The 22,195-nt window shown below is 72.8% G+C and carries 18 protein-coding genes; 6 read left to right on the top strand and 12 right to left on the bottom strand.

Annotated features, from left to right (window positions below):
* Positions 1-7: 7 nt before the first annotated feature.
* From O2W20_RS21965 to O2W20_RS21945, 5 genes are all read right to left on the bottom strand, one after another.
* Entirely contained in the window at positions 8-352 is a 345-nt protein-coding gene (locus O2W20_RS21965) for a Rieske (2Fe-2S) protein (RefSeq protein WP_269173796.1), read from the bottom strand.
* On the bottom strand, positions 349-1,680 hold the full coding sequence (gene sufD / locus O2W20_RS21960; RefSeq protein ID WP_269173797.1) for a Fe-S cluster assembly protein SufD: 1,332 nt from the start codon (positions 1,678-1,680) through the stop codon (positions 349-351). The genes O2W20_RS21965 and sufD overlap by 4 nt, the downstream gene beginning before the upstream one ends.
* Positions 1,680-3,086, bottom strand: coding sequence for a Fe-S cluster assembly protein SufB (gene sufB, locus O2W20_RS21955; protein ID WP_442929136.1), 1,407 nt, complete (start codon positions 3,084-3,086; stop codon positions 1,680-1,682). The genes sufD and sufB overlap by 1 nt, the downstream gene beginning before the upstream one ends.
* Positions 3,087-3,115: 29 nt before the next feature.
* Complete coding sequence (locus O2W20_RS21950) at positions 3,116-3,961, bottom strand: helix-turn-helix transcriptional regulator (protein WP_269173798.1); 846 nt, start codon at positions 3,959-3,961, stop codon at positions 3,116-3,118.
* A gap of 73 nt (positions 3,962-4,034) precedes the next feature.
* Positions 4,035-6,587 carry an ATP-dependent Clp protease ATP-binding subunit gene (locus tag O2W20_RS21945; protein WP_269173799.1) on the bottom strand — a complete coding sequence of 851 codons (2,553 nt, stop codon included), beginning with the start codon at positions 6,585-6,587 and terminating at the stop codon, positions 4,035-4,037.
* A gap of 170 nt (positions 6,588-6,757) precedes the next feature.
* Here O2W20_RS21945 and O2W20_RS21940 point away from each other — a divergent pair, with 170 nt between their 5' ends.
* On the top strand, positions 6,758-7,684 hold the full coding sequence (locus O2W20_RS21940; RefSeq protein WP_269173800.1) for a COX15/CtaA family protein: 927 nt from the start codon (positions 6,758-6,760) through the stop codon (positions 7,682-7,684).
* Between the two features lie 131 nt (positions 7,685-7,815).
* On the opposite strand, the gene O2W20_RS21935 is transcribed toward O2W20_RS21940, so the two are convergent.
* A complete protein-coding gene (locus O2W20_RS21935; protein ID WP_269173801.1) occupies positions 7,816-8,715 on the bottom strand; it encodes a heme o synthase in 900 nt (299 codons plus the stop codon).
* A 346-nt stretch (positions 8,716-9,061) separates the two neighbouring features.
* Here O2W20_RS21935 and tkt point away from each other — a divergent pair, with 346 nt between their 5' ends.
* The 5 genes from tkt to pgl all read left to right on the top strand — a co-directional run bounded on the left by tkt (position 9,062) and on the right by pgl (position 16,253).
* Entirely contained in the window at positions 9,062-11,293 is a 2,232-nt protein-coding gene (gene tkt / locus O2W20_RS21930) for a transketolase (protein ID WP_269173802.1), read from the top strand.
* 128 nt (positions 11,294-11,421) lie between these two features.
* Positions 11,422-12,528, top strand: coding sequence for a transaldolase (gene tal / locus O2W20_RS21925; protein ID WP_269173803.1), 1,107 nt, complete (start codon positions 11,422-11,424; stop codon positions 12,526-12,528).
* A 146-nt stretch (positions 12,529-12,674) separates the two neighbouring features.
* Positions 12,675-14,198 (top strand): glucose-6-phosphate dehydrogenase, encoded by a 1,524-nt coding sequence (gene zwf / locus O2W20_RS21920; RefSeq protein WP_269173804.1) that lies wholly within the window; start codon positions 12,675-12,677, stop codon positions 14,196-14,198.
* A 46-nt stretch (positions 14,199-14,244) separates the two neighbouring features.
* Positions 14,245-15,483: a glucose-6-phosphate dehydrogenase assembly protein OpcA gene (locus O2W20_RS21915; RefSeq protein WP_269173805.1), complete on the top strand. Its 1,239-nt coding sequence runs from the start codon at positions 14,245-14,247 to the stop codon at positions 15,481-15,483.
* Positions 15,480-16,253, top strand: coding sequence for a 6-phosphogluconolactonase (gene pgl, locus O2W20_RS21910; protein WP_269173806.1), 774 nt, complete (start codon positions 15,480-15,482; stop codon positions 16,251-16,253). The genes O2W20_RS21915 and pgl overlap by 4 nt, the downstream gene beginning before the upstream one ends.
* Positions 16,254-16,358: 105 nt before the next feature.
* On the opposite strand, the gene O2W20_RS21905 is transcribed toward pgl, so the two are convergent.
* The 6 genes from O2W20_RS21905 to gap form a co-directional block, all read right to left on the bottom strand.
* Positions 16,359-16,700 (bottom strand): RNA polymerase-binding protein RbpA, encoded by a 342-nt coding sequence (locus tag O2W20_RS21905; protein ID WP_269173807.1) that lies wholly within the window; start codon positions 16,698-16,700, stop codon positions 16,359-16,361.
* 159 nt (positions 16,701-16,859) lie between these two features.
* Complete coding sequence (gene secG / locus O2W20_RS21900; protein ID WP_269160406.1) at positions 16,860-17,090, bottom strand: preprotein translocase subunit SecG; 231 nt, start codon at positions 17,088-17,090, stop codon at positions 16,860-16,862.
* Positions 17,091-17,210: 120 nt separating this feature from the next.
* The gene (locus O2W20_RS21895; RefSeq protein WP_269173808.1) at positions 17,211-18,974 is read right to left on the bottom strand and encodes an ABC transporter substrate-binding protein; all 1,764 of its coding nucleotides are present in this window, start codon (positions 18,972-18,974) and stop codon (positions 17,211-17,213) included.
* A 51-nt stretch (positions 18,975-19,025) separates the two neighbouring features.
* Positions 19,026-19,835 carry a triose-phosphate isomerase gene (gene tpiA / locus O2W20_RS21890; RefSeq protein WP_269173809.1) on the bottom strand — a complete coding sequence of 270 codons (810 nt, stop codon included), beginning with the start codon at positions 19,833-19,835 and terminating at the stop codon, positions 19,026-19,028.
* Positions 19,836-19,844: 9 nt separating this feature from the next.
* On the bottom strand, positions 19,845-21,038 hold the full coding sequence (locus O2W20_RS21885) for a phosphoglycerate kinase (RefSeq protein ID WP_269173810.1): 1,194 nt from the start codon (positions 21,036-21,038) through the stop codon (positions 19,845-19,847).
* Complete coding sequence (gene gap / locus O2W20_RS21880) at positions 21,038-22,042, bottom strand: type I glyceraldehyde-3-phosphate dehydrogenase (RefSeq protein WP_269173811.1); 1,005 nt, start codon at positions 22,040-22,042, stop codon at positions 21,038-21,040. Before gap ends, O2W20_RS21885 begins: the two co-directional genes overlap by 1 nt.
* Positions 22,043-22,195: the final 153 nt, after the last annotated feature.

The raw sequence follows: 22,195 nt of genomic DNA, 5'->3' as shown, positions 1-22,195 counted from the left end.
TTGCTCCTCAGTGGCTGGCCGCGGCGAGGGGGGCGTCGACGTCCACCAGGACGTCGTCACCCTCCACCCGGACCGGGTAGACGGGGACCGGCTCGGTGGCCGGGAGGTTCGTGGGCTGGCCGGTGCGCAGGTCGAAGCACGAGCCGTGCAGGGCGCACTCGATGGTGGGCGCCCCGTCGACGTCGTCGACGTCGCCGTCGGTCAGCGGGACGTCGGCGTGCGAGCAGACGTCCTGGATCGCGTAGATCTCACCGTCGAGCTGGACGACGGCGACGTCGATGTCGGCGAGCTCGATCCGCAGGGACCCGTCCTCGGGCACCTCGGACAGCGCGCACACGCGTTCGTACGTCACGCGCCGACCTCGACCGGCTGCTCCTCGAGGTCCGGCAGCGCGCCGAGGCGGGCCTCGATGGTGCCCATCAGCCGGTCCTGCAGCTCGGGGACGCCGATGTGCTGCACGACGTCGGCGAAGAAGCCGCGCACCACGAGGCGACGCGCGGTCTCGGCGTCGATCCCCCGGGAGCAGAGGTAGAACAGCTGCTCGTCGTCGAACCGGCCGGTGGCGCTGGCGTGGCCGGCGCCGACGATCTCGCCGGTCTCGATCTCCAGGTTCGGCACCGAGTCGGCGCGGGCGCCGTCGGTGAGCACCAGGTTGCGGTTCAGCTCGTAGGTGTCGGTGCCGGTGGCGGCCGGGCGGATCCGCACGTCACCGACCCAGACCGTGTGCGCCTTCTCGCCCTGCAGCGCGCCCTTGTAGACGACGTTGCTGCGGCAGTTCGGCGTGCCGTGGTCGACCCACAGCCGGTGCTCCTGGTGCTGGGTCTCGTCGGCGAAGTACACGCCGTAGAGGTCGACCGAGCCACCGGGACCGGCGTACTGGACGTTGCTGACCAGCCGGACCAGGTCACCGCCGAGGGTGACCACGACCTGCTTGAGGGTGGCGTCCCGGCCGACGACGGCGTCGAGCTGCCCGCCGTGCACCGTGCCCGGCGCCCAGTCCTGCACCGAGACGACGGTCAGCTGCGCACCGTCACCGAGCAGGAAGGCGACCCCGCCGGAGTAGCGGGCCAGCCCAGAGTGGTCCAGGACGACGGTCGCCTGCGCGAACGCACCGACCTCGACGACCAGTTGGCCCCAGACGACGTCGTCGCTCCCCGTGCCCGACAGGCCGAGGGTGACCGGGCGGTCGAGCACGGCCTCCTTGGCGATCCGGAGCACGGCCGCGCCACCGCTGCGCTGACGGGTCAGCGCGGCGAGCCGGTCGACCGGCTCGGGCAGGCCCTTGAGCAGCGGGTCGTCGGCCTCGACCGAGGTCAGCTCGGCTCCCTCGGGCAGATCGCTCTGCCACGTCAGGTGGGCGTCGGACGGTGCGCCGTCCAGCAGCGCGCGGACGCGGCGCATCGGGGTGAAGCGCCACTCCTCCTCGCGGCCGGTCGGTGCGCCGAACGCCTCCGGGTCGGTGGAGGTGAACCGCTCGGCCGGCGAGCCGGTCGGCGCCGGCCCGCCGTGCGAGTGCGACCCGGGGGGCGTGTCGCCCGCGGTGCCGGTGCCGGCCGCCGGGGTGGTCGGCGGGCCGGCCTGGGCGCCCACGCCGGGAGCGAAGAGCTCCCCGGCGAGGGTGGCCGAGTCGGTGGTCAGGGTGGTCTGGTCGTCAGTACCGGTGTTCTGTGGAGCCGACATCAGCCGACGGCACCTTCCATCTGGAGCTCGATCAGGCGGTTGAGCTCGAGGGCGTACTCCATCGGCAGCTCCCGGGCGATGGGCTCGACGAAGCCGCGCACGACCATCGCCATCGCCTCGTCCTCGGAGAGCCCTCGGCTCATCAGGTAGAACAGCTGGTCGTCGCTGACCCGCGACACGGTCGCCTCGTGGCCCATCGACACGTCGTCCTCACGGACGTCGACGTAGGGGTAGGTGTCCGAGCGGCTGATCGTGTCGACCAGCAGCGCGTCGCACTTCACCGTCGAGCGGGAGCCGTAGGCGCCCTCGTCGACCTGGACCAGGCCGCGGTAGGAGGTGCGGCCACCACCGCGCGCCACCGACTTCGACACGATCGTCGAGGAGGTGTGCGGGGCGGCGTGCACCATCTTGGCGCCGGCGTCCTGGTGCTGGCCCTCGCCGGCGAAGGCGATGGACATGACCTCGCCCTTGGCGTGCTCACCGGTCATCCACACGGCCGGGTACTTCATCGTCACCTTGGAGCCGATGTTGCCGTCGACCCACTCCATGGTCGCGCCCTCGTGGGCCACGGCCCGCTTGGTGACCAGGTTGTAGACGTTGTTCGACCAGTTCTGGATGGTCGTGTACCGGCAGCGCGCGTTCTTCTTCACGATGATCTCGACGACCGCGGAGTGCAGCGAGTCGGTCTTGTAGATCGGCGCGGTGCAGCCCTCGACGTAGTGCACGTAGGCGCCCTCGTCGATGATCATGAGGGTGCGCTCGAACTGGCCCATGTTCTCGGTGTTGATCCGGAAGTAGGCCTGCAGCGGGATCTCGACGTGGACGCCCTTGGGCACGTAGATGAACGAGCCACCCGACCACACGGCGGTGTTCAGCGCGGAGAACTTGTTGTCCCCGGCCGGGATGACCGAGCCGAAGTACTCGCGGAACAGCTCGGGCTGCTCGCGCAGCGCGGTGTCGGTGTCCAGGAACAGGACGCCCTGCTCCTCGAGGTCCTCACGGATCTTGTGGTAGACGACCTCGGACTCGTACTGCGCCGCGACACCGGAGACCAGCCGCTGCTTCTCCGCCTCGGGGATGCCCAGCTTGTCGTAGGTGTTCTTGATGTCGTCGGGCAGGTCCTCCCACGAGGTGGCCTGCGCCTCGGTGGAGCGCACGAAGTACTTGATGTTCTGGAAGTCGATGCCGGAGAGGTCCGAGCCCCAGTCGGGCATGGGCTTCTTCCCGAAGATCTTCAGCGCCTTCAGCCGGCGCTCGAGCATCCACTCGGGCTCGTTCTTGCGGCGCGAGATGTCGCGGACGACGTCCTCGTTGATGCCGCGGGTGGCCGAGGCGCCGGCGGCGTCGGTGTCCGACCAGCCGTACTTGTAGCGGCCGAGCGCGTCGATCGTCTCGTCCTGCGTCATCGGCGCGCTGGGCACCGGCTGCGTGGTGGTCATGCGGGGGTCCTCTCCCGGTCGATCGAGGGGGTGGTGCGAGTGCTGGCGCCGGCGCCGGAGGGCGTAGCGCGACCAGCAGGTACAGGGCGTGCGGGGGTGGCTTTGTTCCCGGCCTGGGAGCCGGCGCGGAGTCCGGCCCGGAGGGCCAGCTGCGCGGGGATGTGGGTCGTGCAGATCCCGTCGCCGTGGGCGATCGTGGCCAACCGCTGGACGTGCGTGCCGACCAGCCGGCTGATCACCGCGGTCTCAGCCTCGCACAGCTGCGGGAACTCGGCCGCGACGTGGGCGACCGGGCAGTGGTGCTGGCACAGCTGCCCACCGCTGGAGATCGCGGAGGCGGTCGCGGCGTAGCCCTCGGCGGTCAGCGCGACGGCGAGCACCTGCGCCCGGTCGACGTCCCCGGCGCCCGGTGCGGCCTCCAGCGCGGACTCCACCGCGGTGGAGCACCGCTGGGCCAGCCCGGAGAGCTGCTGTTCTGCGACGGCGCGGACGGCGTCGGGCCCACCGTGCTCGGCGACGAAGCGTAGCGCGGTGAGCGCCAGGTCGTCGTACGCGTGCGGGAAGGACTCCCGGCCGGCGTCGGTGAGGGCGAACCGGCGAGCCGGGCGTCCCCTCCCCCGCTGGCTGCCGGGCGCCTCGCGCTCGGTGACCCGCCCCGCGGCGACCAGGCCGTCGAGGTGCCGGCGCACCGCGGCCGGGGAGATCCTCAGCCGGGCGGCGAGCTCGGTGGCGGTCTGGGGGCCGTGCTCGAGGAGGAGGCTGCTCACCCGGTCACGGGTGCGCCCGTCCTCGGCCGGCGCACCGGCGGAGGGGACGGCGGCTCGGGCCGCAACGGATTCCACAACACGATTGTGTGCTTAATCGGGGAGCCCGCAAGGAAGGCGGTCCTAACCTGCGGGCTCCCCGAGAGGCGCATCACACCGTGGCCGGGGCCTCCACCTCGGCGACCGTGTTCGCCTCCGCCACCTGGAGGTCCAGCTCACCGTCGGTGACGGAGACGGTCACCCGCTGCCCGGCGCCCAGCTGCCCGCCGAGCACCAACCGGGAGAGCCGGTTGTCGACCTCCCGCTGGATCGCCCGGCGCAGCGGCCGAGCCCCGAACTGCGGCTCGTGCCCGCGCTCGGCCAACCAGGCCACCGCCTCGGGGGTGAACTCGATCGCGACGTCCTGGGCGGACAGCCGCCGCCGGGTCTCGTCCAGCAGCAGGTCGGTGATCCGCGCCAGCTGCTCAGCCTCCAGCTGCCGGAAGACCACGATCTCGTCGATCCGGTTGAGGAACTCCGGCCGGAAGGCCTCCCGCAACCGCCGCATCACCTGGTCGCGCAGGTCGTCACCCGCGTTGCCGGGCGCGGTGAAGCCCAGCGGGCCCCGGCCGGCGTTGACGATCGCCTCCGACCCGAGGTTGCTGGTCATGATCACCACGGTGTTGGTGAAGTCGACCGTGCGGCCCTGAGAGTCTGTCAGCCGGCCGTCGTCCAGCAGCTGCAGCAGCGTGTTGAACACGTCCGGGTGGGCCTTCTCGACCTCGTCCAGCAGCACCACCGAGTAGGGACGGCGACGGACCGCCTCGGTGAGCTGACCGGCGTCCTCGTACCCCACGTAGCCGGGGGGCGAGCCGACCAGCCGGCTGACCGTGTGCCGCTCCTGGAACTCGCTCATGTCCAGCCGGATCATCCGGTCGGAGTCACCGAACAGCGCCTCGGCCAGCGCCCGGGCCAGCTCGGTCTTGCCCACCCCGGTCGGGCCGAGGAACAGGAAGCTGCCGATCGGCCGGTCCGGGTCGCCCAGTCCGGCCCGGGAGCGGCGGATCGCCTCGGCGACGACGTCCACGGCCTCGTCCTGGCCGACGACCCGCTCGTGCAGGACGTCCTCCAGGCGCAGCAGCCGGTCGCGCTCCTCCTCGGTCAGCTGGGCCACCGGCACGCCGGTCGCCCGGGAGACGACCTCGGCGATCTCGGCCACGCCGACCTCGGGGATGCCGGCGTCCCCGCCGGAACGGGCCCGGTCCAGCTCGGCCTGCGCCGCCTTGCACTCGTCCCGCAGCGTCGAGGCGCGCTCGTACTGCTCGGCGGCGACCGCCTGGTCCTTCTCCCGGTGCAGTCGCTGCACCTCCTGCTCCAGCGCCCGCAGGTCGGTGGTGGGCCGCTTGACCCGCAGCCGGGTGCGGGCACCGGCCTGGTCGATCAGGTCGATCGCCTTGTCCGGCAGGTGCCGGTCGGTGACGTAGCGCTCGGACAGCTCGGCCGCCGCGACCAGCGCCTCGTCGGTGAACCGGACCTGGTGGTGAGCCTCGTAGCGGTCCCGCAGCCCGCGCAGGATCTCGATGGTGTCCAGCGTGCTGGGCTCGGGCACCAGCACCGGCTGGAAGCGCCGCTCCAGCGCCGGGTCCTTCTCGACGTTGCGCCGGTACTCGTCCAGCGTCGTCGCACCCACGATGTGCAGCTCACCGCGGGCCAGCGCCGGCTTGAGGATGTTGCCCGCACCAGCCGAGCCCTCCGACCCACCGGCCGCGACGACGGTGTGCAGCTCGTCGATGAAGACGATCACCTCGTCGCTGTGCTCGCGGATCTCGTCCATCACCTTCTTGAGCCGCTCCTCGAAGTCCCCGCGGTACCGGGTGCCGGCGACCAGACCGGTGAGGTCCAGCTCCACCACCCGGCGCCCCCGCAGGGACTCGGGGACGTCGCCCTCGGCGATCTGCGCGGCGATGCCCTCGACGATCGCCGTCTTGCCGACACCGGCCTCACCGATCAGCACCGGGTTGTTCTTGGTGCGCCGGGAGAGGACCTCGATCGTCTGCTCGATCTCCTGGGCCCGGCCGATGACCGGGTCGATCTTCCCGTCCCGGGCGAGCTGGGTGAGGTCGCGGCCGAACTCGTCGAGGGTCGGGGTCGAGGACGGCGGCTGCTCGCCACCGCCGCCCCCACTCCCGCGCACGGCGCTGGGACCACCGGCTGCGGCCTGCTGCAACGCCTCCGGCGTGGCTCGGATCGCACCGAGCACCCGGCCGGCACCGGACTCCGCGTTGACCGACAGCGCGAAGAGCAGGTGCTCGGGGCCGATGTAGGTGGAGCCGCTGGCCCGGGACACCTGGTGGGCGTCGAGGAGAGCCCGCTTCGCGGCCGGGGTCAGCGCGACCGGCTGCCCGGTCGGCTCACCCTGACGCAGCTGCCCCGCCAGCTGTTCGCGCAGCTCTTCCGGGTCGGCCCCGGTGCGGGCGAGCAGGGTGCGGGTCGGCTCGTGGCCGGCGAGCGCCCAGAGCAGGTGCTCGGTGTCCAGGTCGGCACTCCCCCACTCACTGGCCTGCCGAGCCGCGGTGGTCACCACCTCGCGGGAGTGCTCGCTGAGCAGCTGGGTGATGTCCACCCGCTGCATGCCCCGGCGTGCGCCGGGCCCGCCCAGGAAGGCGGAGAAGAAGTCGTCGAACGGGCTGCCCCCGTAGGGACCGCCGGGGAAACCGCTGGTCATCGAAGATGGCCGCCTCTCATGTCGGATGTGGCGGTGCACACCTACCCGCGGCGGTCACTGCCCATCGGTCGCCGGCTTCTCGGCGAGGGGCGGCACGCGTGCGGGGTGGGGCGCCGGGCGGCTGGTCGAGCCGGGCGGCGAGGGGCACCGAGGTAAGTAGCATCGGTGGCGTGTCAGTTCTTCCCTCGCGGGTGCGCAACTCGACGGTCTCCCGGCTGGCGCTGGCCAGCGCGATCGCCAACGGCCTGATCGTCCTCACCGGCGGGTTCGTCCGGCTGACCGGCTCGGGGCTGGGTTGCCCGACCTGGCCCCGTTGCACCGAGGACAGCTTCACCACGACACCGGAGCTCGCCGCCCACGGCGTCATCGAGTTCGGCAACCGGCTGCTGACGTTCGTCCTGGTGGCCATCGCCGCCGCCACCCTGGTCGCGGTCTTCCGGTCCGCCCGCCGCGACCTGCGACCGCTCGCCGTGGTGGCCTTCCTGGGCATCCCCGCCCAGGGCCTGGTGGGCGGCATCACCGTGCTCACCGGGCTGAACCCCTACACGGTGGCCGCGCACTTCCTCGTCTCGACCGCGCTCGTGGCGCTGACCACCGTGATGTGGCTCCGGTCCCGCGAGCCGGGGGTGGGCCAGCTCGTCGTCCGCCGCCCGCTCGCGCTGCTGGTGTACGGCGTCGCCGCCACCGTGGCGGTCGTCCTCGTGCTCGGCACCGTGGTCACCGGCAGCGGCCCGCACAGCGGCGACCCCGAGGCCGGCCGCACCGGCTTCGACCCCGCGCTGATGAGCCAGCTGCACGCCGACGCCGTCTTCCTGCTGCTCGGGCTGACGATCGCGCTGCTGGTGGCGCTGTACGCCACCGACTCCCCCGGCCGGGTCCGCCGGGCCGCCCGCGACCTGCTGATCGTGGAGCTCGCCCAGGGAGTGGTCGGCTACGTGCAGTACTTCACCCAGCTGCCCATCCTGCTGGTGCTGCTGCACATGGCCGGCGCGGTGCTGACCACCGCCTACGCCGCCCGCCTGGTGTGGTCGGTGCGCGGCCCGGCCTCCGAGCTGCCGGTCGAGGTCTCACCGGAGCGCGCCGCCGCCACCCGCTGAGTCGGCCCTGCCTCGCAGGTCAGGGCGCGACTCCACTGGTGTGCAGCTGCGGCGCGTCCCGGGCTCAGCACCCGCCGTGGACGCAGACCACCGGAGCCGCGCGGACGTGGCGGGGCGTGGGTGGGCCCTCGTCAGACGAGGACGTCGGCCACCAGGGCGATCGACAGCAGCGTCATGTAGGTGATCGACACCGAGAACAGCCGCATCGGACGGTCCGGGCCACCGCTCTTGATCCGCCGCAACCAGGCGTGCGACTCCGCGACGTACCAGGCGCCGAGACCCAGCGTGGCGATGGTGGTGACCCACCCCAGCTGCGGCGTCGCCGGGACCATCAGCAACGAGGTGCCCAGCGTGCCCCACGCCCAGGCGACGGACTGGCGGCCGACGGTGACCGGCCCGGCCACCACCGAGAGCATCGGCACTCCGGCGCGGAAGTAGTCGAAGCGGAACCGGCTGGCCAGCGCCCAGAAGTGCGGCATCTGCCAGCAGAAGACGATGCCGAAGAAGACCACGGCCGGCCAGTCCAGCGAGCCGGTGACCGCGGCCCAGCCGATCAGCACCGGGGCGGCGCCCGGCAGCCCGCCGAACACGGTGTTGTGCCGGGTCCGGCGCTTGAGCACCATCGTGTAGAGCACCGAGTAGGCCAGCACCGCGGCCGCTGCCAGCACCGTGGCCAGCGGCGTGGTGAACAGACCCAGCACGACCAGCGAGACCCATGCCAGCAGGACGCCGAAGACCAGCGCGTTGCGCGGCGCGATGACCCCGCTGGGGATCGGCCGGTTGCGGGTCCGGGACATCAGCCGGTCGATGTCCCGGTCGTACCAGCAGTTGATCGTGTTCGCGGCGCCGGCCGCGAGCATGCCGCCGACCAGGGTGGCCACGACGAGACCGGTGCCCGGCCAGCCCCCGGCCGCGAGCATCATCGCCGGCAGCGTGGTGACCAGCAGCAGCTCGACGAGCTTCGGCTTGGTCAGCGACACGTAGGCGGCGACCGTGCCACCGGCCGAACGCAGCGGGCGGACCCGGCTCACGGAGCGGTCCGCGATCGCCGTCACCGGGGGCCCAGGGGCGCAGCGTCGCGCGGGCAGCAGGGCACCACGAGGTCCTTCTCCGCCGGGGGATGGGGTTGCCGAGTCACTGTAGCCCGCCCTCCCTACAGGGAATCGCCGGACACCACTAGGGTTTGATCACGTTGACTACGCGCGTGATGCGGGTAGGGCGGACGTCGAGGACGACGGCGCGCCCACGCTCACGACCTCCGACCGCGCCGACCGGGGCGGCCGTGGTGCGCATCGTCGTCCGTCCCGGGGTGAACTGCCCCCGTGCCCCCGGGCGGGTCCGACACCGACCAACCCCCGAGGGAGCTCCGAGCGCCACATGACCAGCGACAACGGAACCAAGAGCACCGCGGCCGAGGCCCCCGCCGAGGCCGCCACCGACTCCTCGACCGGCTCGCCCCGCCAGCCCGACCCGACCCTCCCCGAGGGCTTCGGCGACCTGGACCGCGCGGCCATCGACACGGCGCGCGTCCTGGCCATGGACGCGGTGCAGAAGGTCGGCAACGGCCACCCCGGCACCGCGATGAGCATGGCGCCGGTCGCCTACCTGCTCTTCCAGAAGTGGCTGAAGCACGACCCCAGCGACCCGAACTGGGCCGCCCGCGACCGCTTCGTGCTCTCCATGGGGCACTCCAGCCTCACCCTCTACGTCCAGCTCTACCTGGCCGGCTACGGCCTGGAGCTCGAGGACCTGCAAGCGCTGCGCACCTGGGGCTCCAAGACCCCGGGCCACCCCGAGGTCGGGCACACCGCCGGCGTCGAGACCACCACCGGGCCGCTGGGCCAGGGCGTCGGCAACGCCGTCGGGATGGCGATGGCCGCCCGTCGCGAGCGCGGCATGCTCGACCCGGACGCAGCCGAGGGCGAGAGCCTCTTCGACCACACCATCTGGGCCTTCGCCTCCGACGGCGACCTGGAGGAGGGCGTCAGCGGCGAGGCCTCCTCGCTCGCCGGCACCCAGGAGCTGGGGAACCTCGTCCTGGTCTACGACGACAACCGGATCTCGATCGAGGACGACACCACGATCGCCTTCACGGAGGACGTCGGCGCCCGCTACGCCGCCTACGGCTGGCACGTCCAGCACGTCGACGACGGCGAGGACCTGGCCGCCGTGGACGCCGCGTTCGCCGCCGCCAAGGCCGAGACCACCCGCCCCTCGATCATCGTGCTCCGCACGGTCATCGGCTGGCCTGCGCCGAACAAGCAGAACACCGGTGCCGTGCACGGCTCGGCCCTCGGGGACGACGAGGTGAAGGCGACCAAGGAGATCCTCGGCTTCGACCCGGAGAAGACCTTCGAGGTCACCCCCGAGGTCATCGAGCACACCCGCAAGGCCGTCACCCGGGGCCAGCAGGCGCACGCCGAGTGGCAGCAGGGCTTCGACGCCTGGACCACCGCGAACCCCGAGGGCGCCGCGCTGCTGGAGCGGATGAGCACCCGCACCCTCCCCGAGGGCTGGGCCGCCGGGCTGCCGTCCTGGGACGCCGACCCCAAGGGCGTCGCCACCCGCAAGGCCTCCGGTGAGGTCCTCGCCGCCGTCTACCCCGAGCTCCCCGAGCTGTGGGGCGGGTCGGCCGACCTCGCGGAGAGCAACAACACCGCGGTCAAGGGCGAGCCGTCGTTCCTGCCGGCCAGCCGCCAGACCAAGATGTGGTCCGGTGGTCCCTACGGCCGCACGCTGCACTTCGGTGTCCGCGAGCACGCCATGGGCGCGATCATGAACGGCATCGCGCTGCACGGTGGCACCCGCGTCTACGGCGGCACCTTCCTCACCTTCTCCGACTACATGCGCGGTGCGGTTCGTCTCGCCGCCCTCATGCAGCTGCCGGTCACCTACGTGTGGACTCACGACTCGATCGGCCTCGGCGAGGACGGCCCGACCCACCAGCCGATCGAGCACTACGCCGCGCTGCGCGCCATCCCGGGGCTGGACTTCGTCCGCCCCGCCGACGCCAACGAGACCGCGGTGGCGTGGCGCACGATCCTCGAGCACAACGACCGGCCCGCCGGGCTGGCGCTGTCCCGGCAGAACCTGCCGGTGTTCGACCGCACCGAGTTCGCCTCGGCCGAGGGCACCGCCAAGGGCGGGTACGTGCTGGCCGAGGCGTCGAACGGCGCCCCCGAGGTGGTCCTCATGGGCACCGGCTCGGAGGTCCAGATCGCGGTGGCCGCCCGGGAGCAGCTCGAGGCCCAGGGCGTGCCGACCCGCGTCGTGTCCCTGCCCTGCTGGGAGTGGTTCGCCGAGCAGGACCAGGCCTACCGCGAGCAGGTGCTGCCCCCGTCGGTCAAGGCGCGGGTCAGCGTCGAGGCCGGGGTGCCGATGGGCTGGCGGGAGTTCGTCGGCGACGCCGGGCGGATCGTCGGGCTCAACCACTACGGCGCCAGCGCGTCCTACTCGAAGCTGTACGAGGAGTTCGGGCTGACCGAGGACGCCGTCGTCGCTGCTGCACGGGAGAGCATCCAGGCCGCTGCCTCCGGTGCCACCCCGCCCAGCGGTGCCGGCGTCTCCCGCGGCGGGGTCTTCAGCTCCGACGCCACCGCCGACCACTGAGCACGTGACCCCGGCCCGGGTCCCGCCGCACACTCGAGGCGGGACCCGGGCCGGGGCCACCACCAGTCGACAACTCGCACACGGGTCCCCCACCGAGGGGCCTGACCACACCGACAGGAGGGCATGAGATGGCCCAGAACGAGAACCTGGCACAGCTGTCGAAGGCGGGGGTCGCCGTCTGGCTCGACGACCTCTCCCGGGACCGCATCCGCAGCGGCAACCTGCAGTCGCTGGTCGACGAGCAGAGCGTCGTCGGCGTCACCACCAACCCGAGCATCTTCGCCGCGGCGATCAGCGGCTCGAAGTCCTACGACGACCAGCTGCACGCGCTGGCCGTCCGCAAGGTCAGCGTCGAGGAGGCACTGCGCACCATCACCGCAGCCGACGTCCGCGACGCCTGCGACCTGCTCGCGCCCGTCGCCGCCCGCACCGGCCGCGACGGCCGGGTCTCCCTCGAGGTCGCGCCGGGCCTGGCGCACGACGAGGACGCCACCGCCGCCGAGGCCGCCCACCTGTGGTGGCTCGTCGACCGGCCGAACCTCTTCATCAAGATCCCGGCCACGCTGGCCAGCCTCCCGGCGATCACCACCTCGATCGCCCGGGGCATCAGCGTCAACGTGACGCTGATCTTCAGCATCGACCGCTACAAGGCCGTCATGGACGCCTACCTCTCCGGCCTGGAGCAGCGGCTGGCCGAGGACCCGGATGCCTCCTTCGAGGGCATCGAGTCGGTGGCGTCGTTCTTCGTCTCCCGCGTGGACTCCGAGATCGACAAGCGCCTCGACGCCAGCGGCGCCGACGCCTCGCTCAAGGGCAAGGCCGGCGTCGCGAACGCCCAGCTGGCCTACGAGGCCTACGAGGAGGTCTTCTCCTCCGACCGCTGGAAGGCGCTCGAGGCCAAGGGCGCGAGCAAGCAGCGCCCGCTGTGGGCCTCCACCGGGGTCAAGAACCCGGAGTACTCCGACACCCTCTACCTGTCCGAGCTCATCGCCCCGGACACGGTGAACACCATGCCGGAGAAGACGATGCAGGCCTACGCCGACCACGGCCAGGCCGGCACCCCGGTGCAGTCGGCCTACGCGGACGCCGAGAAGGTCATGCAGGCGGTCGCCGACGCCGGTGTCGACCTCGCTGACGTGTTCCGCGTCCTCGAGGACGAGGCCGTGCAGAAGTTCGTCGACGCCTGGGACGAGCTCACCGGCTCGGTGCAGGAGCAGCTGCAGGACAAGGCGTGACCGCCGGGGCCCGGGCGGCGGCGCTCCTGCCGCCCCCGGGCCCCGTGCTGCCCCGCCCGCGCACCACCCCCTGGACACCGTCCGTCGTCCGTTCCGGCGCCGCACCGGACGACAGGCACCCTGCGAGCTGATCGAGGACGGACACGATGCCCACCAACCCGTTGCGCGATCCACGGGACCGGCGGCTGCCCCGGGTCCCCGAGCCCTGTGCCCTGGTCGTCTTCGGGATCACCGGAGACCTCTCGCGCAAGAAGCTCCTCCCCGCCGTCTACGACCTGGCGAACCGCGGCCTGCTGCCCACCAACTTCGCGCTGCTGGGCTTCGCCCGCCGCGACTGGGGCGACGTGGAGTTCTCCGAGCTGGCGCGTTCGGCCGCGCGTGAGCACGCCCGCACGCCGTGGCGTGAGGAGGTCTGGGAGCGGCTGGCCAACAGCGTCCGGTTCGTCCAGGGCTCCTTCGACGACGACAACGCCTTCGACGAGCTGGCCGACAACCTGGCCGAGCTGGAGGGCAGTCACGGCATCGGCGGCAACGCGGCCTTCTACCTGTCGATCCCGCCGGCCATGTTCCCCACCGTCCTGAAGCAGATGCAGCGAACCGGGATGGCCGAGAGCAGCCCGGACCGCTGGCGCCGCGTCGTCGTGGAGAAGCCCTTCGGCACCGACCTCGCCTCCAGCCGTGAGCTGAACGAGCTGGTCGACTCGGTGTTCACCGCCGACGACGTCTTCCGGATCGACCACTACCTCGGCAAGGAGACGGTCCAGAACCTGCTGGCCCTCCGCTTCGCCAACACGATGTTCGAGCCGATCTGGAACGGACACCACGTCGACTCGGTCCAGATCACCATGGCCGAGGACGTCGGCATCGGCGGCCGGGCCGGGTTCTACGAGAAGACCGGCGCCGCCCGTGACGTCCTGCAGAACCACCTGCTCCAGCTCCTGGCGCTGACCGCCATGGAGGAGCCGGTCGAGTTCTCCGCGGAGGAGATCCGGACCGAGAAGCTCAAGGTGCTCCGGGCGGTCTCCGTCCCCGCCGACGACGACATGGTCCAGTTCGCCATCCGCGGTCAGTACCAGCAGGGCTGGCTGGCCGGTCAGCGGGCGAACGGCTACCGCCAGGAGGAGGGCGTCGCCAGCGACTCCAGCACCGAGACCTACGCCGCCGTCCGGCTGGGCGTGGAGACCCGGCGCTGGGCGGGCGTGCCGTTCTACCTGCGCACCGGCAAGCGGCTGCCCCGCCGGGTCACCGAGATCGCCCTGGTCTTCAAGCGGGCGCCGCACCTCCCCTTCGCCCCGACCGACACCGAGGAGCTGGGCCACAACCAGCTCGTCATCCGGGTGCAGCCCGACGAGGGCATGACGCTGAAGTTCGGCTCGAAGGTGCCCGGCAGCGTGATGGAGGTCCGCGACGTCGCCATGGACTTCCTCTACGGCGAGCAGTTCACCGAGGCGAGCCCGGAGGCCTACGAGCGACTGCTGCTCGACGTGCTCCTCGGCGACGCCACGCTGTTCCCCCGCAACGCCGAGGTGGAGGCCTCCTGGGCGGTCATCGACCCGCTCGAGGCGTTCTGGGCCGACACGGAGCCGCACCCCTACCGGGCGGGCGAGTGGGGCCCGCGGGCCGCCGACGCCATGCTCGAGGCCGACGGCCGGCTGTGGCGCCGACCGTGATCCGCCTCCCCCGAACCGCCCGAGCGACTCCCCAGGAGGGGATCTCATGACCACGCTGTGGGACACCACCGGATCCGCGGTGGTCAAGGAACTGGCCGCCCAGCGCCGTACCGGCGGCGCCGTGATGAGCGGCGTCGCGCTGACCCTGGTGGTCGTCGCCGACGAGGGCCGGGTCGCCGAGGCCGAGCAGGCCGCCTCCGCTGCGGCCGAGGTGCACCCCTGCCGGCTGCTGGTCGTCGTCCGGCGCCAGGTCGAGGCCCCGGTGCCCCGGCTGGACGCCGAGGTGCTCATCGGTGGCCGGCTGGGCCCGGGTGAGGCCGTCGTCATGCGGATGTACGGCCGGCTGGGCCTGCACGCGGAGTCCGTCGTGCTGCCGCTGCTCGCCGCGGACGCGCCGGTCGTCACCTGGTGGCACGAGACCCCGCCGGAGCTCATCGCGCGGGACGCCCTGGGGGTGATCGCCAACCGTCGGATCACCGACTCCGCCATGGCGGCCGACCCGGTCGCCGCGCTGCGGAACCGGGCGCACGACTACGCCCCGGGGGACACCGACCTGGCGTGGACCCGCAGCACCCCCTGGCGGGCCACGCTCGCCTCCACCCTGGACTCCGTGTCCGGTCGCCGCGGCGACTCGGTCCGGGTGCACGGCGGGCAGGTCGAGGGCGACCCGGAGAGCGCGACCGCCCAGCTGGTCGCCGGGTGGCTGTCCGCCCGGTGCGGCTGCACCGTCGAGGTGGTCCCCACCGCGCGGGTGCCCGGGTCGGCCGGCATCGACAGCGTCGAGCTGCGCCTGGACCAGGACGAGATCGTGCGGCTGCAGGACGACCGCAAGGGCGGAGCGGTGATCAACCAGCCGTTCCGGCCGGAGGCCATCGTCGCGCTGCCCGACCGCAGCCTGGGTGAGCTGATCGGTGAGGAGCTGCGCCGGCTGGACTCCGACGAGCCCTACAGCGAGGCGCTGGAGGCGGTGACCGGCGCGACCGGGCTCTCCGCCCGGCCGGGCTGCCGGGACCACGTCTGGTACGACCCGATGCGGCCGCAGCAGACCTCCGAGCCGACCAACGGCAACGGGGACGGCGCACCGCCCAGCGCCTCCCCCACGGCGTCGGCGGCCACCCCGGCCCCGACCGTGCCCGACGACTCGGCCGACGCCGACGAGGTGGCCGAGAGCGGTGAGCACGACTCCCCCGCCGACGACTCCGACGAGCAGCCGGCCGTGCAGTCCCCCGACGCGCCGTCGGCGGCGACCGGCGGCGCACCGACCAGGAAAGCGCGCACCCGATGAGCCAGCAGGAGGGCCAGACGCCCGACGTGGTCGTGCTGCCCGACGCCGACCAGCTGGCCCGCTCCGTCGCCTCCGCGCTGGTCGCCCGGCTGGCCGCGGCCCAAGCCGTGCACGGGACGGCGTCGGTGGTCCTCACCGGCGGCGGCATCGGGACCGCGGTGCTCGAGCGGGTCGCCGCACTGGCCGCCGAGCCCGAGCACGCCGTCGTCGACTGGGCAGCGGTGGACGTGTGGTGGGGTGACGAGCGGTTCGTGCCGGTCGACCACCCGGACCGCAACGAGCTCGGCGCCCGGGAGTCGTTGCTGAGCAAGGTGGCGCTGGACCCCGAGCGCGTGCACCCGATCCCCTCCTCCGACGCCGGCTTCGACGAGCCGGAGGAGGCCGCGACCTGGTACGCCGAGCAGCTGGCCGCCGTCGCCGCCGAAGGCGAGTCGATGCCCCGGATCGACGTCCTGCTGCTGGGCATGGGGCCCGAGGGTCACATCGCCTCGATCTTCCCGGAGTCCCCGGCCGTCACCGACGACCGTCCGGTGGTCGCGGTCCGCGACTGCCCGAAGCCCCCGCCGACCCGGGTGAGCCTCGGCTTCTCGGCGATCACTGCGGCGGAGGAGGTCTGGCTGCTGGTCAGCGGGGGGGGCAAGGCCGAGGCCGTCGCCCGGGCACTGTCCGGCGCCGATCCGGTCCAGCTCCCGGCAGCCGGGGCCCGGGGCAGGCGGGCCACCCGCTGGCTCCTGGACAACGCCGCGGCCAGCCAGCTTCCCCGGGCCTGAGCCCCGGACAGCCGACAGCCCGGTCACCCCAGCTGCTCATGGGGTGACCGGGCTGTCGGCTGGAACGGCCCCGCCGCGGACCCTGCGGTGGCCGGGTGCTGCTCCTCAGGCGCCCCGGCGGGCGCGCAAGCGGCTCAGGGCCTCTTCCAGGAGGGCATCGCCGTCGGCGTCCGACCGGCGCTCCCGGACGTATGCCAGGTGCGTCTTGTACGGCTCCGTCCGCGGTGCCGGCGGCGGGTTCTGCTGGTCGGTCCCCGCCGGGAGCCCGCAGCGCGGGCAGTCCCAGGTCTCCGGGACGTCGATGTCCGTCGCGAAGGCGATCCGCGATTCGTGGTTGTTCGCGCACCAGAAGCCGATCCGGTGCCGTGGCGCTGCCTCGCCGCGCTCTGTCTCACCCATCGGTCCCGCACCGACCCGGCTCCCCCGGATCGCGTTCCCACCAGCCACGAGCGGCCCCCTGATCGTCGCCACGTCGCGGTGACAGAGTTGATCACCGCTGGGGCAGTCTAGGACCTGACCAGCCCGTCTGGGGTCACGATGTGAACACCCTGTGTGCCGCCACGCGCCCGCGCAGCCATGGGATCGATGGCATGCGGGGGGTGTTGCTCAGATCTTCAGCAGCAGGCCGAGCGCCACGATGCAGACGGCCCAGAGCAGGCCGGCGAAGACGGTCAGCCGGTTGAGGTTCTTCTCGACCACCGAGCTGCCGGACAGCTGGGAGGACACTGCGCCGCCGAACATCGAGGACAGACCGCCGCCCTTGCCGCGGTGCAGCAGGATGAGCACGATCAGCAGCACGCTGGTGAGCACCAGCAGCACGTTGAGGAACAGCTCCATCAGTCGTTCGTCTCCTGTCCCGTACACCACGGGGTGGGTGGGCTCGCACCCGTCGGGTCGGGGGCTCTCGACGGTCCAGCCTAACCGACGACGCCGGCGTGACCGTTCAGCCGGCGTCGGTCAGCGCACTCCGGCCGTCGCGACGTCGTAGCCCCCGTAGGGCTGCATGACCACGCCGTTGCGCAGCCGCTGGCCGGCCAGCAGCTGCACCCGGTTCTCCACCAGCGGGACGTAGGCCGACGTCTCCTGTACCGCGTACCCGACCTGGCGCCACGCGTCCGCAGCCGCCGCCGGGTCGGTCGCCGCCCGGGCCGCGTCCACCAGCCCATTGACCGTCGGGTCGTCCAGGTGCGCGTAGTTGGTGTTGCCGACCCGGCGGATCGAGCGCCCGTCGACCAGCGGGAGCAGGAAGGAGGCAGAGGTCGGGAAGTCCGCGGTCCAGGTGGCCAGCACCATCCCGTACCCCGCCGCGGTCACGGCCTCGGGGTTGCCGACGTCGGTGGCGTAGTAGGTCGCCGGGTCCAGCGGGCGCACCTCGACGTCGATCTGCACCTCCGCCAGCTCCGCGGCGATCGCCTCCGCCACGTCCACGCTGGAGGGCACGTCCGGCACCGCCAGCACCGTGCTGAACCCGTCGGGCTGCCCGCAGGCGGCCAGCGCCGCCCGGGCAGCGGCCGGGTCCGGTTCGGGGTCGGACTCCTCGGGGGCGCCGGCGACGGCGCGCGGCCAGAGCACCGACGTCCGCACCGCGTTGCCCGCGCCCGACAGGGCCTGCTGCACGGCCGACCGGTCGATCGCGGCGACCACCGCGGCGCGGCAGGAGGCGTTGTCCATCGGGGCCACCGTGGTCGGCAGGGCCAGCAGCCGGACCGTGCCAGTGGTGACGTCGTCGATCCGGTCGGCCAGCTCCCCGTCCTCCAGCCGGCTGGTGGTGGCCTGCTGCACGCCGGTGCCGGAGAGGTCCACGTCGGCCGAGCCGGCCAGCAGGGCCTGGTCGCGGGCGACGCTGGAGAGGCCGGTCCGCACGACGACCTGGTCCGGGAGGGCCGAGCGGACGTCGTCGGTGGCCGGGTCCCACTCCGGGTTGCGGGAGAGCACGATCCCGGCCACCGGGTCGGCCGAGGTGATCAGGTACGGCCCGGAGCTCACCGGGCGGGCGCCGTAGTCGCCGCCGGTGTCGCTCTCCGCCGGCACCGGGCTGCTCGAGGGCAGGGCCATGACGAAGGGGAAGTCCGGTGCCGGGGTGGTGAGCCGGAAGACGATCGTCCGGTCGTCAGGGGTCTCGATCGAGGCCAGCCCCAGCCGGTCGGCGCTCTCGTCCTGGTAGGGCCCGGCGTAGGGGTCCGCCGGGTCGTCGAGGAGGTCGACGACGTGCGTGGGACCGCCGACGACCACGTCGGAGGCGAAGGAACGCTCGATCCCGTACTTCACGTCGCGCGAGGTGATCGGCCGGCCGTTCTCGAACCGCACGCCCTCGCGCAGGGTGTACGTCCAGGTGCGGCCGCCGTCGGTGCTGGTGCCGAGGTCGGTGGCGAGGTCGGGGACGAGCTCGTCGGTGCTGCCCGGTTCCGCGGAGTAGGTGACCAGCGTGCGGGTGTACAGCCGCATCAGGTTCCACACCGACGGCATGTAGGACCGCTGCGGGTCCAGGCTGTCGATCTCCCCGGTGACCAGCCGCAGCGTCCCGCCGGTCTCCTCGGACGGCGCCCGCACGCCGTCGACCCCGCTGTCGGGCTCCGACTCCAGGGTCGGCACCGCGGCCACCCCGCTGTTGTCGCTGCCGCAGCCGGCCAGCAGGGCGAGCAGGACCACGAGGACGACCGACCGCCCTGCTCCCCGGAGGGTGCGCCGGGCGGTCGGTCGTCGTTCGGTGCTGTGCCTCAACTGCTGTGCCTCACCGTGGGTGCTGCTCCGCCCGGTCAGTGCCGGCGGCGGTCAGCTCCCACCGGCAGCGGTACGACAGATCTGTACGAACTCGTCGGCGTCCAGGCTGGCCCCACCGACGAGTGCACCGTCGACGTCGGCCCCGGCGAGGATGCCGGCGGTGTTGCCGGCCTTGACCGATCCCCCGTAGAGGATACGGACCGCACCGGCCGTGTCCGCGCCGTGACGTTCGGCGAGCCGTGCCCGCAGCGCCGCACAGACCTCTTGCGCATCATCCGGCGTGGCCACCTCGCCCGTGCCGATCGCCCAGACCGGTTCGTAGGCGACCACCAGCTCCTGGAGCTGCTCGGTGGGGACGCCGTCCAGGGCCCGGTCCAGCTGATCGGTGCAGTGCGCGACGTGGGTGCCCGCCCGGCGGACGTCCAGCCCCTCCCCCACGCACAGCAGCGGGACCACGCCGTGCCGCAGCGCCGCTTGCACCTTGGCCGCGACCAGCGCGTCGTCCTCACCGTGCAGCGTGCGCCGCTCGGAGTGGCCGACCAGGACGTAGCGGCAGGCCAGTGCGGCGAGCATCGCCCCGCTGACCTCCCCGGTGTAGGCACCGGAGTCGTGCGCCGAGACGTCCTGCGCGCCGTACCCGATCTCCAGCTTGTCGCCGGCCACCAGCGTCTGCACGCTGCGCAGCGCGGTGAACGGCGGGACGACGACGACCTCGGCGTCCTCCAGCTGCGGCTCGGTCAGCGAGAAGGCCAGCTTCTGCACCAGCCCGATCGCCTCGAGGTGGGTCAGGTGCATCTTCCAGTTGCCCGCGATGAGCGGACGGCGGCCCTCACGGGGCGGCCTGGGCTTCGTGCGTGCCATCGTCGCCCCTCAGTCCGCGAGCACCGCGAGCCCGGGGAGCTCCCGGCCCTCGAGGTACTCCAGCGACGCGCCGCCGCCGGTGCTGATGTGACCGTAGGCCGCCTCGTCCAGCCCGAGCTGGCGCACTGAGGCCGCGGAGTCGCCGCCGCCGACGACGGAGAGCCCGTCGATCGCGCCGACGGCCTGCGCCACGCCCCGGGTGCCGCCCTGGAAGGGGGCGAGCTCGAACACGCCCATCGGCCCGTTCCAGAACACGGTGCGCGCGCCGGCCAGCGCCTCGGCGAAGAGCTCCACGCTCTTCGGGCCGATGTCCAGGCTCATCTGTTCGGCCGGGATCTCGGTAGCCGGCAGCACGGTGGTCGGCGCATCGGCGCTGAACTCCGGCGTGCAGACCACGTCGACCGGCAGCACGATCCGGTCGCCGGCCTCGGCGAGCAGCCGGCGGCAGCTGTCGACCTGGTCGGCCTCCAGCAGCGACGTCCCGACCTCGTGACCCTGGGCGGCCAGGAACGTGTACGTCATCCCCCCGCCGACCAGCAGCCGGTCGACCTTGGGCAGCAGCGCCTCGATCACGCCGAGCTTGTCGCTGACCTTGGAGCCGCCGAGCACGACCACGTACGGCCGCGCTGGCTCCTCGGTGAGCCGGGTGAGCACCTCGAGCTCGCGGGCGACCAGCCGGCCGGCCGCGTGCGGGAGCCGCTCGGCCACGTCGACGACCGAGGCGTGCGCGCGGTGCACGGCCCCGAACGCGTCGTCGACGTACAGCTCGGCCAGCCCGGCCAGCCGGTCGGCCAGCTCGCCACGGACGGCGTCGTCCTTGCTGGTCTCGGCCGCCTCGAAGCGGACGTTCTCCAGCATCAGCACCTGGCCGTCGGCCAGCGCTGCGGCCTTGGCCGTGGCGTCGGGGCCGGCGACGTCGGCTGCCAGCGGCACCTCGGTGCCGAGCAGCTCACCGAGCCGGGCGGCGACCGGGGCCAGGGAGTACCGCGGGTCGGGCTCGCCCTTGGGCCGGCCCAGGTGCGCGGCGACGATGACCCGGGCGCCGGCCTCGCGGAGCGCGCTGATCGTCGGGAGACTGGCCCGGATCCGGCCGTCGTCGGTGATGGCGCCACTGTCGGAGTCCAGCGGGACGTTCAGGTCGGCGCGCAGCAGCACGCGCCGACCCGACACCCCGTCGGCGATGAGCTCGTCGACGGACCGCATCAGAGCTTGCTGCCCACCAGGACGACGGAGTCGACGAGGCGGTTGGAGTAGCCCCACTCGTTGTCGTACCAGCCGACGACCTTGACCTGGTTGCCGAACACCTTGGTCAGGCCGGCGTCGTAGATGCAGGAGGCCGGGTCGGTGACGATGTCGGAGGAGACGATCGGCGCGTCGGTGTAGACCAGGTACGGCGCCAGCGGGCCGGCGGCGGCCGCCTTGTAGGCCTCGTCGACCTCCTCGAGGGTGACCTCGCGGGACAGGGTGACGGTGAGGTCGGTGGCCGAGCCGGTGGGCACCGGGACGCGGAGCGCGTAGCCGTCGAGCTTGCCCTTCAGCTCCGGCAGCACGAGGCCGATCGCCTTCGCCGCACCGGTGGAGGTGGGGACGATGTTCAGCGCGGCCGCGCGGGCGCGCCGCATGTCCTTGTGCGGGCCGTCCTGCAGGTTCTGGTCGGCGGTGTAGGCGTGGATCGTGGTCATCAGGCCACGCTCGATGCCGAAGGCGTCGTGGAGCACCTTGGCCAGCGGGGCCAGGCAGTTGGTGGTGCAGGACGCGTTGCTGATGATCGTCTGCGAGCCGTCGTACTGCTCGTGGTTGACGCCCATGACGATCGTGAGGTCGTCGCCGGTGGCCGGCGCCGAGATGATGACCTTCTTCGCCCCACCGGCGTCGACGTGCTTGCGCGCGTCATCGGCCTTGGTGAAGAAGCCGGTGGACTCGACGACGACGTCGACGCCCAGCTCGCCCCAGGGCAGGTTCGCCGGGTCGCGCTCAGCCAGCACCTTGATGGTGGCGCCGCCGACCTTGATGCCGTCGCCGACGACCGAGACGTCCTCGGCGAGCTTGCCCAGGATGCTGTCGTACTTGAGCAGGTGCGCGAGCGTCTCGGGCGTGGTCAGGTCGTTGACCGCCACGACCTCGACGTCGGCCCCGCTGGCGGCGACCGCCCGATAGAAGTTGCGGCCGATCCGACCGAACCCGTTGATGCCGACCCGTACCGTCACTGAGGACCTCCCAGACCGTGATGCCCAGCCGGGCCGGTCGGCCCAGCGGCGCCCGTGGGCCGTGCGTGCGCACGACCACATTCCGGCGACAGCCTATCGGCCCGCCGAGCAGCCACCGACCGCGCACCCGCCCCGCCGGAAGGGGCGTGCACA

Origin of the sequence: Modestobacter sp. VKM Ac-2982, from assembly GCF_026967935.1 — a bacterium.
Taxonomy (GTDB): Bacteria; Actinomycetota; Actinomycetes; order Mycobacteriales; family Geodermatophilaceae; genus Modestobacter.
This window is presented reverse-complemented; position numbering and strand designations above follow the sequence as displayed.